Origin of the sequence: Thalassospira sp. MCCC 1A01148 (assembly GCF_001613795.1) — a bacterium.
Classification (GTDB): Bacteria; Pseudomonadota; Alphaproteobacteria; order Rhodospirillales; family Thalassospiraceae; genus Thalassospira.
The window spans coordinates 184,759-198,310 of the sequence record NZ_LPVZ01000019.1 but is presented as its reverse complement, the minus strand read 5'-3'; the positions used below and the strand labels follow the sequence as shown (position 1 = coordinate 198,310).

The 13,552-nt window shown below is 54.1% G+C and carries 11 protein-coding genes and 1 tRNA gene; 7 read left to right on the top strand and 5 right to left on the bottom strand.

Going from position 1 to position 13,552, the window contains the following annotated elements:
* Positions 1 to 40 precede the first annotated feature (40 nt).
* The 3 genes from cobT (at position 41) to AUQ43_RS08745 (ending at position 5,028) form a co-directional block, all read left to right on the top strand.
* Positions 41 to 1,966, top strand: a complete 1,926-nt coding sequence (gene cobT, locus AUQ43_RS08755) for a cobaltochelatase subunit CobT (RefSeq protein ID WP_062955870.1) — start codon at positions 41 to 43, stop codon at positions 1,964 to 1,966.
* A 19-nt stretch (positions 1,967 to 1,985) separates the two neighbouring features.
* Positions 1,986 to 2,825, top strand: coding sequence for a tRNA glutamyl-Q(34) synthetase GluQRS (gene gluQRS / locus AUQ43_RS08750; protein ID WP_062955869.1), 840 nt, complete (start codon positions 1,986 to 1,988; stop codon positions 2,823 to 2,825).
* A gap of 124 nt (positions 2,826 to 2,949) precedes the next feature.
* Positions 2,950 to 5,028 carry a bifunctional diguanylate cyclase/phosphodiesterase gene (locus tag AUQ43_RS08745; RefSeq protein WP_232310637.1) on the top strand — a complete coding sequence of 693 codons (2,079 nt, stop codon included), beginning with the start codon at positions 2,950 to 2,952 and terminating at the stop codon, positions 5,026 to 5,028.
* Between the two features lie 70 nt (positions 5,029 to 5,098).
* On the opposite strand, the gene AUQ43_RS08740 is transcribed toward AUQ43_RS08745, so the two are convergent.
* Positions 5,099 to 5,287 (bottom strand): hypothetical protein, encoded by a 189-nt coding sequence (locus AUQ43_RS08740; RefSeq protein WP_062955867.1) that lies wholly within the window; start codon positions 5,285 to 5,287, stop codon positions 5,099 to 5,101.
* Between the two features lie 459 nt (positions 5,288 to 5,746).
* On the opposite strand from AUQ43_RS08740, the gene rpmB reads away from it, so the two are divergent.
* Together rpmB and AUQ43_RS08730 are read left to right on the top strand one after the other, a co-directional pair.
* A complete protein-coding gene (rpmB, locus tag AUQ43_RS08735) occupies positions 5,747 to 6,040 on the top strand; it encodes a 50S ribosomal protein L28 (protein ID WP_008889909.1) in 294 nt (97 codons plus the stop codon).
* A gap of 387 nt (positions 6,041 to 6,427) precedes the next feature.
* Positions 6,428 to 6,994 (top strand): HNH endonuclease, encoded by a 567-nt coding sequence (locus tag AUQ43_RS08730; RefSeq protein WP_062955866.1) that lies wholly within the window; start codon positions 6,428 to 6,430, stop codon positions 6,992 to 6,994.
* Positions 6,995 to 7,091: 97 nt separating this feature from the next.
* Here the strand turns inward: AUQ43_RS08730 and AUQ43_RS08725 are convergent, their stop codons facing one another.
* From AUQ43_RS08725 to AUQ43_RS08710, 4 genes are all read right to left on the bottom strand, one after another.
* Positions 7,092 to 9,275, bottom strand: coding sequence for a TonB-dependent siderophore receptor (locus tag AUQ43_RS08725; RefSeq protein ID WP_147250456.1), 2,184 nt, complete (start codon positions 9,273 to 9,275; stop codon positions 7,092 to 7,094).
* 147 nt (positions 9,276 to 9,422) lie between these two features.
* Positions 9,423 to 10,310, bottom strand: coding sequence for an AraC family transcriptional regulator (locus AUQ43_RS08720; RefSeq protein ID WP_062955864.1), 888 nt, complete (start codon positions 10,308 to 10,310; stop codon positions 9,423 to 9,425).
* A 233-nt stretch (positions 10,311 to 10,543) separates the two neighbouring features.
* On the bottom strand, positions 10,544 to 11,050 hold the full coding sequence (locus AUQ43_RS08715; RefSeq protein WP_062956043.1) for a disulfide bond formation protein B: 507 nt from the start codon (positions 11,048 to 11,050) through the stop codon (positions 10,544 to 10,546).
* A 43-nt stretch (positions 11,051 to 11,093) separates the two neighbouring features.
* Positions 11,094 to 11,681 (bottom strand): YqaA family protein, encoded by a 588-nt coding sequence (locus tag AUQ43_RS08710; RefSeq protein WP_062956042.1) that lies wholly within the window; start codon positions 11,679 to 11,681, stop codon positions 11,094 to 11,096.
* A gap of 215 nt (positions 11,682 to 11,896) precedes the next feature.
* On the opposite strand from AUQ43_RS08710, the gene AUQ43_RS08705 reads away from it, so the two are divergent.
* Positions 11,897 to 11,982 (top strand) — tRNA-Leu (locus tag AUQ43_RS08705).
* Between the two features lie 443 nt (positions 11,983 to 12,425).
* Positions 12,426 to 13,463 carry a substrate-binding domain-containing protein gene (locus AUQ43_RS08700; RefSeq protein ID WP_062955863.1) on the top strand — a complete coding sequence of 346 codons (1,038 nt, stop codon included), beginning with the start codon at positions 12,426 to 12,428 and terminating at the stop codon, positions 13,461 to 13,463.
* Positions 13,464 to 13,552: the final 89 nt, after the last annotated feature.

Here is a 13,552-nt window from a genome sequence, read left to right as displayed (position 1 = left end):
CAAGCAGATTGGCGAACTGGTTCCACAAGCGAGTAGTGCAATGAAGAATGATGAGGCTCTTTCCGGCTTCTTGCGCGGCACGGCAGCGACGTTTCGTGCGCTTGCCGGGCGCAATGATCTGGAAGTCGGCTTTGTCAAAGGCGGGCGTCCGGGCGGGTACGGCGAACATGTGCGTTTGCCTATGCCCAAACAGGCCATGCCAAAGGATGAGGTCGCCGATCTGCGCGGTGTAGCCGATGGCTGGGCGCTTAAGATGCGCCATCATGATGCCGCCCTGCACGCCAGGCGCATGCCCGAAACGGCCGAGGCACAGGCAGTTTATGATGCGCTTGAAACCGCACGCGTCGAAGCCGTGGGATCGCGTTATTTCCCCGGTGTGCGCAAGAACCTGCGCGAACATGCCGAACAGGATTGCCATACCAAGAACTATCACCGTGTGACATCGCGCGACGATGCCCCGTTCGCCGATGCGATCGGGATGCTGGCGCGTGAAATCTTTACCGGTGAAAAAGCCCCGGAATCTGCAGGTCCGCTGATTGATCAGTGGCGTGCGCATATCGAAGAAAATGCTGGTGCTGACCTGACTGATCTGCGAGACATGGTCGACGATCAGGACGCCTTCGCACGCGGCATGCGCAAACTGCTTGATCACCTGTCGCTTGAAGATGACCTCGACGATGCCCCGCCCGAACAGGAAGGCGAGGATGACGAGCAAAAAGAAGGCGAAAACGATCCCGATCAGGAAGATATGGAAAGTCAGGGCGGCCAGCAGGGCCAGAATGATGATTCCGAACCTGATGGTGGTGATGATCAGCAAGATGCCGGTTCCGAAGAAGCCGAAGCTGGCGAAGGCGACATCGACGACCAGCAGCTTGAAGCCATGTCGCAGGAAGAAAAGCCTGCGGGTCCCGGCGAGCAACCGGAATTCGACGGTCGTAACGAACCGGTCGAGCGCGGCTATGAGCCATTCACGCGCGAATATGACGAAGTCGTCACCGCAGATGATCTGTGTGAAAACCTTGAACTGGCGCGCCTGCGCGCGATGCTTGATAAGCAGCTGGCAAACCTTCAGAACGTGGTTTCCAAACTTGCCAACCGCCTGCAACGCCGCCTGATGGCCCAGCAGAACCGTGGCTGGGACTTCGACCTTGAAGAAGGCATTCTTGATGCCGCAAAACTGGCCCGCATCGTATCAACCCCGTCAACCTCGCTGTCGTTCAAGCAGGAACAGGATACCGATTTCCGCGATACTGTGGTGACGCTTCTGATTGATAACTCCGGCTCCATGCGCGGGCGTCCGATCACGATTGCGGCCCTTTCGGCGGATATCCTGGCGCGCACGCTGGAACGTTGTGGCGTTAAGGTCGAAATTCTTGGTTTCACCACCCGTCAGTGGAAAGGTGGCCAGTCCCGCGAAAGCTGGGTCGAGGCTGGCAAGCCGCCAAAACCCGGTCGTCTGAACGATCTGCGTCACATCATCTACAAGGCTGCGGATACGCCATGGCGTCGGGCACGCAAGAACCTTGGTCTGATGCTGCGCGAAGGGCTGCTTAAGGAAAATATCGACGGCGAAGCGCTGCTTTGGGCGCATGAACGTCTTTTGGGTCGCACGGAACAACGCCGGATCATGATGGTGATTTCCGATGGCGCGCCCGTCGATGATTCGACCCTTTCGGTCAATTCAGGAAACTATCTGGAACGCCATTTGCGCGAAGTGATCGAATGGATCGAAACCAGATCGCCGGTCGAACTTCTGGCCATCGGTATTGGCCATGACGTGACGCGCTATTACCGTCGTGCGGTGACGATCAACGATCCGGAAGAACTCGGCGGTACCATGCTGCGCGAATTGTCCGATCTGTTTGACGAACAAGGCGCACGTCAGCCAAAACGTCCGATGCGCCATGTTCCTGCCGACAATGCGCAGGCCCGTGATCACGCCACAGGCGATCGCGACCGCTGGTAAGGGCAAAGGTGGATTGAGGATGAGTATCATCACCCGCTTTGCACCAAGCCCAACCGGATATCTTCATCTCGGCCATGCGGCCTCTGCTCTGTTTTCTGCGGGGCAGGCGGGTCCGGATGGCCGTTTTCTTTTGCGGATCGAAGATATCGACCAGACCCGGTGTCGTCCGGAATATCTTGATGCGATTTACGAAGACCTTGCCTGGCTTGGCCTTGAATGGGAAACGCCGGTCCGGGTGCAATCCGATCACTTTGCCGACTATCAGGCGGTGCTTGATCGCTTGTCAGACATGGAATTGCTCTATCCGTGCTTTTGCACCCGCAAGGACATTCAGGCCGAAATCGCGCGCATTGGTAATGCGCCGCATGGGCCCGATGGTGCGCTTTATCCCGGGACCTGTCGGCAGTGTTCGCCAACGCAACGCCAGGAACGCATTGCGGCAGGTCAAAGCTACGCGCTCCGCCTTGATATGGGGGCTGCGATCAAACGGGTGGGCAAGGAGCTGACATGGTATGACCGCGCTTCTGGCAAACAGATCGCCACCCCGGAAATCTTTGGTGATGTGGTTCTGGCGCGCAAGGATACACCGACCAGCTATCATATCTCGGTCACCTGTGATGATGACCTTCAGGGCATTACACTGGTCACGCGCGGCGAAGACCTGTTCTTTGCCAGCCATCTGCATAGGCTATTGCAGGAATTGCTGGGCTATGCCGTCCCGGAATATCATCACCACGGGCTTCTGACGGGCCCGGATGGCAAACGCTTTGCAAAGCGCGACAAGTCCAAGACGCTTCGATCAATGCGTGAAGAGGGGCTATCCCCGGCGGACGTTATCAAACGCGCGGGTCAATTCTGATCGCAGTTATCCTGTGGGATTTCCCGGCCTAGTATAGCAGTTTTGTCATATTCCCATTGTCGTGTGTTAGTACCTACGTATAGGATATTCTAATCGTACGACGATGTCAGAGGCGCAAGACCAGATGGAAAACAACGCTGGCTTGGTCAGGAGGATCGGTAAACGCGTTCTCGACCCGGGCATAGGACTGCATGCCGACGAAGAATTGACTGGCAAGGTTCGGCGCGACTTGCTTGATTTGGCATATCGCAACAATTGGGCGAACGTTCTGGTCAATCTGGCCGCAAGTGCCAGTCTGGTTGTGATGTTCTGGTTACGGGGTGATCTTTCCCGGGGCACGGTAATCTGGTTGCTGGTCGTGACAGTTGTATGCGGCTTTCGCCTCTGGGGCGGCTATCTGTATTGGCTGGTCCGTGAAAATTTCACTGAATTATCGGATGCATTGTTACGGAAATGGCGGTTTCGCTATCAGGCGGGCGTAATTTTCACAGGCCTTTTGTGGTCTGTCGTCGGACTGACCGTAATTCCCACCGTACGTGGCGAAAGCCAGTTCCTGACCATGATCATCATCGCTGGTATGGCTGGTGGTGCGACCGGCATTCTCGCCCCGGTGTTTCTGGTCGGGCGACTTTATCTCTGTGCGTTGCTGTTGCCGCCTGCAGTGATCTTGATGGTAATGGAGGATGCGAGTTACATCCTCGCTGCGCTGGTGCTGGTGTTCCTGCTTGTGATGCTGGTGACCCATCGCAATAACCACGCGGTCCTTTTCAAATCCTTCGTGCTGAAACACCAGAATCAGGAACTGATCGAGGACCTTAAGCAGAAGAACCGCGTTACCGAAGACTGGAATGCAACGCTTGAAGCGCGTGTCGAGCAGCGCACAGAAGAGCTGCGCGACCTGGTCGAACATGATGCCCTGACGGGGGTCTATAATCGCGATGGGATTGTCGCGTGGTTTGAAAACAGAAAAAGATCAGACCCATTGCTTGATTACGCGGTGCTGTTCATAGATCTGGATCGCTTCAAGCAAATCAATGATGGCCTGAGCCACGCGATCGGGGACGAAGTCCTGCGTGCTGTCAGCATGCGGCTTGGTGAATGTGTTGGTCAACAGCACGCACTGGGCCGGTGGGGCGGGGACGAGTTTCTTATCGTTTTGGCAGCCCCCCATCATGAGCTTCATCCTCTGGTCGAGGACACCGTCGAGCTGGCGCAGCAGGCTGTCAGCCAGCCGATCAATATCGTCGGTCATACGCTTCATGTCGGTTTTAGCACTGGCGTTGCCTTTTCGTCTGGTCGCAACCCGTCGATAGCGGAACTGATCCATTGGGCCGACCTTGCCGCAGCAGAGGTCAAGCGGTCAGGACGGGGCAGTGTGCACAACTATGACAAAATGCTGCTGACCGAACAGGAACGCCGTCTAAGTGTGACACAGGCGCTGCGTCGCGCCATGAGCGCTGACGAGTTCAATATCCATTATCAGCCGGTCATTGATGCCGTCACGGGCGAAATTACCGCATATGAGGCGCTCTTGCGGTGGAACAGCGAGACCCTTGGTCCGGTGTCGCCTGATGAATTTATCCCGATTGCCGAGGAAAGCGCGCTAATCGTTGATATCGGGCAATGGTGCATGCGCCAAGCCTGTCAGGCTCTTCAGGATCATCCTGAAATCCCTGCGACCACGAAAATCGCGATTAACGTCTCGATACGCCAGATCGTAATGCCGAATTTTGCCGATATGGTGTCGCGCATTCTAAAAGAGACGGGCCTGCCTGCGGAACGACTTGCGCTTGAAGTCACAGAGTCAATTTTCGAAAAACGCCAGACGACACAGATCGCCACCGTGCTTGATCAGCTCCACGCCATGGGCATTGAAATCTTTATCGATGATTTCGGAACCGGGTACTCTTCCCTGTCGCGCCTGCATGAAATTCATGTAGATGCAGTCAAGATCGACAAGTCTTTCATTCTTGCCATGGATGAAAATGCCCGTGTGGTGATCGAGGCCGCGATCCTGATTGCGCATCGTTTCGGTCTAAAGGTCATCGCCGAGGGGATCGAAACCAGCTATCAGCGCGCCGAACTCATGGCGATGGGGGTCGATGCCTGTCAGGGCTATTTCTTTGCCCGTCCGGGCGAAATGCCCTGTCATGATATCCACTGGCAGACCGACCTGATCAACCAGGGCGATCGCCAGTCGTAATCTGAAAAAAAGAACGGCCCACCACGACAAATGGCAGACCGTTACAGGTGCTGTTCTACGGGGGGCAGAATCAGCGACTAAAATCAATCAAGACAAGGAAGCTGACCGGCACAAGTGCGAGGGCCACGTAAATCCAGAAGGATGCGACAGGAACGCCCAGCGCGGCCAGAACGTACCCGGCAAGATACAGCGCCAAGCCAATTACAGCGACCAGCAGAATGCCCAAAAGCGGCAGAGAAACTTTGCTATCTGTTTTCATGTTCCGTCATGCTCCCGAAACGGATTTCTTAACTCATGGTGTCGAACTTACCATGCTGTACGCGCCTGCGTTTTGATCCGTGTCAATAAAGGGTTCAGATTGGAACCAAGCCGCCTGAACCGATAAAGACGGGCACTGGAAATATACAGAGTCATAATAGCGTCGGAGAATCGGTACGCAGGGGAGCGATCAAAATGATGCAATTGCCAGCAATTGAGCTCCTTGTTACTGTCGCCCCGGTTTGGCAGGGGGCAGATTCCGTGCGGTTGAGTTGGGTAAAATGCGACCCAAACCACGGATTATCGCCAAAACAGCTCTGATAAGCGTTTTTGTCGCGGTTTTCGCTTGATGAAGGCTTGACGGCATTGGTCAGAGGCGGTAATAACCCGGCTCCAAGCGCGGGCCTGCATGTTCAGGCCAAGCGTCCTTTTGCGAATTTATAGACCAGGAGATCAGGTCATGGCACGTCGCTGCCCGGTATCCGGCAAAGGCGTTTTGGTCGGCATGAATGTGAGCCACGCCCACAATCGTACCAAACGTCGTTTCCTCCCGAACCTGCAGCCGACCTCGCTGCTTAGTGAGTCGCTCGGTCGTTCGGTGCGTCTGCGTCTGACCACCAATGCTGTCCGCACCATCGAAAAACGTGGTGGTCTGGATGCATATCTGCTCAGCACTGCAAATGCAAAGCTGCCGGCAGATTTGGTGAAAATCAAACGCCAGGTCGCCAAAGCTGTTGAAGCAAAAGCTGCCTAATTCAGGCTTCTGCTTTACAGACAGAATTTACGAAGGCTCGCTTTTTAGCGGGCCTTTCGTTTTTTGTGCTTCATGGCATGCATAATTGCACTGGTTTTGATGCGCAATTCACGTTGGCTGCTATGCTCAGTCGGCTTTTTTTGTGCTGCGCGGTATCGGCTTTCCCCAAGGGATCCAAGGGCTGCGTATGAATGTTGCGCCAAGAAACGCGACTCGGCAGAACACGAGCTTTGCGCTTTTGGTAATTTGTTCTATACTTTGCTCTATCAGTGGTTTACGTCGCCGCGTCGCCCGGTTTGGTGAAACGTAATGATATGTTCATCAACAGCGATTCCCGGACCTGCTAAATAAGGCAAGCGACTCGGTAAACACGGTGGAGCGGATGATATGCATTTATCGCCCAATGCGTGTCCGGCACTTGTTCTTAACGCCGATTTTCGGCCGTTGAGCTATTTTCCTCTGTCTCTTTGGTCCTGGCAAGATACGCTCAAGGCGGTCTTTCTTGAACGCGTCGATGTTCTTTCCGAATACGACCGCGAAGTACGCTCTCCTTCCTTTAAAATGCGCCTGCCCAGCGTGATCTCGCTTAAGGAATATGTCCCGCTTAAAAACAGCCCGGCCTTTACCCGGTTTAACGTCTTCTTGCGTGATGAATTTTCCTGTCAGTATTGCGGGGACCGCCTGCCGACCAATGAACTGACCTTTGATCATGTCATTCCGCGCGCAAAGGGTGGTCGTACAAACTGGGAAAACATCGTCACGGCCTGTTCTGACTGTAACCTGTACAAGGGCAGTCGATCGGTGCGCGAGGCCGGCCTGCGACTGCGCAGGACGCCGGGACAACCCTCGATGCACGAACTGCAAAGCACAGGACGCCGTTTCCCGCCAAACTATCTTCATGAAAGTTGGCGGGATTTTTTATACTGGGATACCGAACTGGAATACGATTTCTGATCGCGTTACAGCGCGCTATGCCAGAACAAAAAAAACCGACGGAACATTCCGTCGGTTTTTCTTTTTTGGTCTTCTCGGCTCATGAAACCTCAGCTGATCAGAAATCCGCCGTAAGCGAGAATGTCGCGGTAAGTGGCTTGCCGACGGTCATATAGCTGGTTTCCGTGCTGGCAGTTTCCCAATAGTCATTATTGGTCAGGTTTTCGACATTTGCACGGAAGGTGACCGGATAATCATAAAGCTCGGTCACGTAGCGTGCACTCATGTCAAATCGCGTCCAGGACGGGATTTCAACCGTGTTGCCGGTATTAACGTATTGCGCGGCCGTATGGATCAGGCGTCCACCAACTGTCGCACCATCAAGGAACGGCAAATCATATTCCGCACCAAGGGTTGCCTGATATTCCGGAACGCCCGGTGCCGTATTGCCGTTATTGGTGCCATTCTCGGTTTTGGTTAGTTCGGCGTCGATAAAGGTGATGCCACCCAGAATGCGGGTGGCAACAATCGGTTCACCAAAAGCTGTCAGCTCAAGGCCACGGTTTCGCTGCTCACCATCGGTGGTATAGAGGTTGCTGCTATTAAGAAACGCTGACGGTTTCTCAGCCTGGAACAGGGCAATCCCGCCTCCAAAGGTGCCGAAGTCGAATTTCGCACCGACCTCCATTTGCTCGGTCGTGTACGGTGCTAACGTTTCACCTCGGTTGGTTGCGGTTGCCTCGGTCACGGTTTTTCCGGCCTCCAGACCTTCGATATAGTTGGCATAAACCGTGATCTGATCGGTCACATTGCCAACGAAGCCGAGCATCGGTGAGTTGGTCGAGGAGTCATAGTTGGAGTTCTTGGCCCCGGTAAGTCTGTCGTAACCACGCGATTTGACGTTCTGACGGCGAACACCACCGGTCAGGTGGATGTTGTCATCAAAGAAGCTCACCGTATCGGCCAGGAAATAGCTTGTCAGGATTGTATGTGAACTGAGATTGGCGTCCCCGGGGTCGCCAAATACGATGTTGGATGGGCCGCTGTTATAGATGTTACCGGCAACAGATGTGCCGAAATCCCAGTTTGTCCTTGCTTCCTGCCACATTGCGGTGGTTCCGGCATTGAGTTCGTGCTTGACCGGTCCGGTGTCAAACTCCTGACGGATGCCAGCAACACCACTGACATCTTCGCGTTCATAAACGGTCGCGAACCTGCCAAAATCGCCCGATCCATCCGTGCTGGTTAAGGTGACGGATGAAAAATCACTGTCTTCGTCAGTGGTATGCGCACCAATGGCGGTATAAAGCATCGTGCTGTCGGTTGCGTCATACTCAAAGCGCACCTGTGCGAACTTGTCCTCAAGATCACTATAAGTGCCAGCGGCGGCAAAGTTATGCGAACCGGACGGCGCATCAAGTATTGAGGTCAGGTTGTTCGCCCTAACCGTTGGGCGGCCTTCTTCAACGCGCAGCTTGTTAATCGCTGCATCGAACGTGACCCGGGTATCATCGCCGCGGTAATCGAGCGCGATTGAACCAAGCGACGTCTCACGATCTTCATTCTCGATGGATGCTTCACCCGCCCGATGCATGATGTTGGTGCGAACCCCGAACTGATCGTCCGAACCAAAGCGACGGCCAAAATCAAAATGCCCGCCAACTTCGCTGGTTGCGCCATAACTGCCCGTGAAGCTGGTTACCGGGTCATCACCGGCCCGTTTCGGAACAAGGTTGATGTTGCCGCCCAATCCACCAGAAGATGGCGCCATGCCATTCAAAAAGCCCGAAGCCCCCTTGATGACTTCAACGCGGTCAAACATTTCAAGGGCAACGGACTGGCGCGGTGCCGTTCCATAAAGGCCGTCAATCGAAACGTCATCAGATGTCAGGTCGTAGCCACGAATGGTGAAACGGTTGGCAAATGTGCCAAACCCGTTGGTGTTGATCACCGATGGATCGTTATCCATCACATCGGAAATATCGCGTGCCTGCTGGTTCTTGATCAGCTCGCTGGTGTACCCGGTGGCGGCAATCGGTGTATCCATGATGTCACTGTTGCCAAACGCACCAAGTCGGGTGCCTGTGGCAACCTGTCCACCGGCATAGACCGGCGGGGTGGGGTCACCGGCATCGGCGGCAGTAGCATCGCCTTCGATGATCAGGACTTCGGTGGTTTCGCCTTCGCTTGCTATCGCGTCGTCTGCGGACTGCGCCAGTGCGAAATCGGGTGCGGCAAAAACCATTGTCAGTGCTGTACCCAGCAAAAGGGTCGAAGACAGTTTCTGTCCTGTAAAGCGCATTTGGGATTCCCTGTATCGGTTGTCTTTGATGACGACCTGTCGGGCGGGAACCGGCGGGTCATCTTTGATGATGGCCACTCGATATCACGCGGTAGGGGATGGAATATTGAACCGGATTTCGGCGTATTGAACGGATTTTGGCTTAAGTTAAGCGATCTGTTCCTTGCGCCAGGCACCCGGCGTGGTGCCAACGATTTTGCGGAACACGCGGGTCAAATGCGCCTGGTCGGCAAAGCCGACCCGAAGGGCGACCGAGGCAAGCGGTGTATCGGCATCTTTAAGCAGGGATTTGGCGCGCTCCACCCGGGCTTTCATCTGCCATTGTTGCGGGGGCATACCGGTACTTTCGCGAAAGGCTGAGCAGAAATAGGATTGTGAGAGCCCGGTCAACTGTGCCAGTTCGTCAAGGCGGATGGTGCGTCCGCAATTCTGTTCAATATAGTCGACCGACTTGCGCAGATGATACGGAGCCAGTTTGCCGCGTTTGCGTTGCGGTTCATTGGCTTGGCGCGGTTGCAGAAGGGCCGCGGTCAGCGCGCTGATCAAGCCTTCGCCATAGATCTGCGGGCTTTGGTGTTCGCTTTGCAGGTCGTCGGCTAGCAACCGGACCAACGTATTGATGCGTGGATCGCAAAAACCGATGCGCGGTGTTTCCAAGTTTACGCGGTCAAGCGGAACACCCATGCTGTTTTCAAGCGCGTCGATATCAAAATGAATATCAAGATGACGCAGACGACATGCACCGAAAACCTCGGATGAGACCTCCATCCCGGCCGGGATATAGGACAGGCATCCTTTGCCGCGACGTCGCTGATCTGCCGCGTCATCTGAGGAACGGACGTTGATGCCCCCATCGCCCACGCAATCAAGGATCGCCACCAGACGTGGTGCTTGCGAAACATAGGTTCCCCCGGCCTCTGCTTCACATTCCACATGCCACAAATCGGAAATGGCGGTGTTCCAACGACGGAACCGTAAATCATCAAGAAGGGAAATCCCTTCGATGTGGCTGGTCATATGCGGATGGAATGCCATGGCGCTCACGACAATGGGGTCCTTTGTCCGGTCGGAACTTATGGTGCGAATGGCTCTCAATATAACCAGGAATTTTTTGCAAACAATAACAATTCTCATTATCATGCGAAGAATTGTCAGATTTATGAGCAATTGTTCGCGTAAAAGGCGAGCCTTGGAAATGCAAAAACCCGCCTTGCGTGTCAGGCGGGTTTTCCAAAGATTTGCTTGGGCGCGGCCAAAGTCGTTTGCTGTTACTTTTTCATCCAGCGCGACGGCGCAATCAAACAGAAAACAGTCAGTGCTGCCGAGAAGAAGACATTCACCGTCGGCATGGTGATGCCAAACAGGGTCCAGTCGATCTTGTCACATCGGATGATTGGCTGCGCCATCAGCTGCGCCTTGAGGTCCGCCAACGACGCCGCACCGCTTTGAACCCCGCCACACATGGCGGGCCCTTCCCACCACAGTTCCTGAACACCGACGTGGTAAAACGCAATCGCCGTTCCGACTGCAAACGTTGCAGCGCAGAGATAAACCACCATCCGCGCGGCGCCAGGAAAGCGGATCAGAAGCAGGGCAACTACCGCAAGACCGGCAACCACATAAAACGGCACACGCTGATACAGGCACAGTACGCAGGGCAGTAGCTTCTGCACATACTGGGCATAAAACGCAAAGCCGAGGCTGCCCACCGAAATCAACAGCAGGGCGACGGGCGGAAAGGCCGGGATAAAGCGTGGGCGCAGCAATTTAAACATCAACAAATCCGTTTTTCGTCTTCCATAAGAATCTGGCATCGGGTCAACCATGCGGGATCAGTTTGAGTGCGGCAAACCCACCAACAAGAACCACAATAAATATGGTGAAAACGAGGCCCAGTCTCTTTTCGATAAATTCGCGGATGACGGGGCCGAATTTCCAGATCAGCGCGGCAATAACAAAGAACCGCAATCCCCGCGCCAGGATCGATGCAATGGTGAAAACAGTCGGATCAAGCGCGGTGACGCCAGACAGGATGGTGATCACCTTATAGGGGAATGGTGTGACACCGGCGATAAACACCGCCCAGGCGCCCCATTCATTATAATAATCGCGGAATTGATCAAATTTCCCGGCATAGCCATAAAGCTCCAGCACCGGACGCCCAACCGCTTCAAACAGGAAGAATCCGATCCCATAGCCGACCAAGCCACCCAGCACTGACCCGACAAGGCAGATCAACGCATAGCGCCAGGCGCGCGTGGGCGCCGCAATAATCATCGGGATCAGCAGAATGTCTGGCGGGATCGGAAAGACAGAGCTTTCGATCGCTGCAATGAAAAACAGGGCCCAGCCAGCATGGCGATGGGCAGCAAGGTTCATGGTCCAGTCATAAAGGCTGCGGATCACGGCGATGGTGCCTTGTCTTGATTTTGTGTATTTGATGAACGGCCCATGGCCTTGAAAACGGATCAGATCAAACCGCATTTTGCCAACAATCGCAATGACACAGTTTATCGGTGTTTACCGCAACGCATTTTTGCACAAAGCCCCATTGACCCGGCGAAATTTACAGCTATTATCCCGCCCGTTGATGGAGGGTGCGCAACGCACCCGGATTGCCTGCCCCTGTGGCGGAATTGGTAGACGCGGCAGACTCAAAATCTGTTTCACTTAGTGAGTGGGAGTTCGATTCTCCCCGGGGGCACCATCACTTTTCCAAACCCAGCCAGTTCATGGTTGGGTTTTGTTGTATCAGGCTGATTATTCACTTCTGATATTAATCCAACCAAGACACAACTCCCGTTGGCCAGTGCCAGAATGTGGAGAGTTTCGCTTCCGTCGGTTGCGAGATGCTTCGATGTTTATGGTTGTCAACTGATACTCAGGCCGTGATTCAGCCCGAATCCTTCAGGCGAAAATGCGGCTGAACATGATCAGCAAAATTTTCTTTTCCTGCGATAACCATTGGTTTTGAACGCTTTGCGCGAAAACCAAATGGTTGAAATATATTTCATGTTGACTCCAAAAATGGGATCAACCCAAATGAATGGTAGATATTTCGATCAATGAAATATCTACCATAAATAACATCGTGCGAACCAAGCCGTGTCGTGGAAAGCCCGGAAATGGTTACGCATTAGGGAGGATAACATGAAAATCAAATCAATGCTGCTGGGAACAGCAGCAGCTGCCTTTCTGACTTTCACGGCGTCTTCGGCTATGGCGCAAGAAGCTAAACAAAGTGCATTCCAGTGTGAACCCGGCGAGCTTTACGCGATGAACGTCATGGTCAGCGGCGTTGAATACTGGTTCCCGGTCTACGAAATGTTCAAGCAGGCCGCACAACAGATGGGCTGTGATACCGTCTATACCGGTACCCCGGAATATGACGTGAACAAGCAAATCGCGACCTTTGAACAGGTTCTGGCACGTCAGCCAGCCGGCATCATGGTTCACCCGATGAACTCTGACCCGTTTATCGCGCCAATCAACCGTGCGGTTGAACAGGGTATTGCAGTTGTGACCTTTGCTGCAGATTCACCAAATTCCAAGCGTGCGGCCTACATCACCTCAAACAATGATCGCGAAGGTGCCGCTGCTGCGGACGCAATCGCCGAGGCAATGGGCGGAAAAGGCGAATATGCTGTTCTCGAAAACCCGGGTCAGGACAACCATGACCGTCGCGTTGCGGCCTTTATCGACCGAATGGAAGAAAAATACCCGGACATGAAGCTGGTTGCACGTGCAGCATCAAACCAGGATCCGACCAAGGCCTATAACGCGGTTCTGACCATGCATCAGGCCAATCCGAATTTGGGTGCAGTTTTTATGCCAGAGGCCAACAGTGCCCTTGGTGCCGCACAGGCGGCAATTGAGACCAAAGCCGACATCAAGGTCATGACGGCAGACGTGAATGCCAAAATTCTTGATATGATCAAGGCTGGCGAAGTCTTTGGTTCAATCAACCCGAACCAGGGTATTCAGGGTTATATGGGCTTCATTTCCCTGTTCCTTGCGGCTCATCCAGAACTGATCGACCCGATGAACGACTACAAGCGTACGGGCAGCAACCCGATGCTGGTTCCCTATATCGATAATGGATATGCCGTCGTAACAGCCGAGAATGCTGACGATTTCTATTGGGAAGCATATCTCAAGCGTCGCGGTACCAAAGGTATCGAAGAATAAGGATATCCGCATCCGGTCGTTATCCCATAACGACCGGACGACCCTTCCTTTCGGTCCTCCCATTGTTTTCGGTTCGAAAGGAAGGGATG